Here is a 1075-nt window from a genome sequence, read left to right on the forward strand (position 1 = left end):
TGTAGGAGATTCTATGTCTACCCCACCGTATCGGCCGCAGTCCGATACGGTTGCTGAGTCGTCATCAGGGCAAAGGCAATCCGGGCCAATTTGCGGGCGAGGACGGTCAGCGCCTCGATCTTTTGCAGTCCGCGTGCCAGGTAGCTTTGATAGACCGCCTGCCACCTTTGCGTGCGGGCTGCAGCCATGGCTGCGTTGTGCAGCAGGCGGCGGATTTCAGGGTCTCCCTGCTTGGTCAGCTTGCGCCGACCGCTGTAGCGGCCCGATTCCTTCAGACGTACATCCAGACCTATGAAGGCGATGAATGCATCGCTGTTGCGGAAATATCCGCGCAGGAACGCCATGTTCAAGGCGGCGGCCGTCAGTGGGCCGATACCCTCGACCTTTTGGCAGCGCTTGCTCTGAGCGGTCAGGCCTGCATCCTCCAGCACGGACTGGATAGTCGCTTCCAGCTTCCTCTCCAAGGCGGCCATGCGCTGGAGAACTGGCTTTAGCGCACTCGCCAGCTGCCGGTCCTGAGAAAAACTCTGGCGCAGAGACGTCGCACTACGAACGACCACGGCTCGGCGATGCAGCATGGCCTGCAGGCGGCAATACACCTTGCTCGGCGGCTGCCAAGGATCCAGCTGCGCCTGCTCATGGGCCAGGTAGCGGGCCAGCAGTTGGGCATCGCTGCGATCATCCTTGTTTCGCCCGCCAATACCCTTGCGGTAGTTGCTCAGGCGATAGCCGTTGATGACGTAGATCCGACAGCCACGGGCATGGGCCAAGGTGGCAACCAGGACGTGGTAGATCCCCGTCGCTTCAATGGCGATGGAGCAGCCGGGCGGCAGGGTCTTGAGCCAGTTCCTGATTGAGCACGCCTCATTGCGTAGCTCGAATACTTCGCCCGTTCGAGCATCGCAGACACTCAGCGAATCCTTGGCGACATCAATTCCGATCACCGCAACCTGGCTTGTCATGGGGCTCTCCGACGTTGAAGATGGAACTGCCTGTCGGGGGCTCACAGTGGCGCAGGCTTGCCGGTATCGTCGGTCTGGGGGGCTACCCAGTCCGATGGATTCCTTATCGGCGC

Annotated in this window: 1 protein-coding gene; it reads right to left on the minus strand. The window is 61.2% G+C overall.

Going from position 1 to position 1075, the window contains the following annotated elements; genetic code table 11:
• Window positions 1-17: 17 nt before the first annotated feature.
• Window positions 18-962, minus strand: coding sequence for a transposase (locus ACIPK7_RS29725; protein WP_192436289.1), 945 nt, complete (start codon window positions 960-962; stop codon window positions 18-20).
• Window positions 963-1075 lie beyond the last annotated feature (113 nt).

The organism is Pseudomonas sp. NPDC086581 (genome assembly GCF_044746165.1).
Classification (GTDB): Bacteria; Pseudomonadota; Gammaproteobacteria; order Pseudomonadales; family Pseudomonadaceae; genus Pseudomonas.

Excerpts from the sequence above, each read along its gene's own strand:
- ACIPK7_RS29725 (WP_192436289.1), bottom strand. The coding sequence starts at position 962 with ATGACAAGCCAGGTTGCGGTGATCGGAATTGATGTCGCCAAGGATTCG.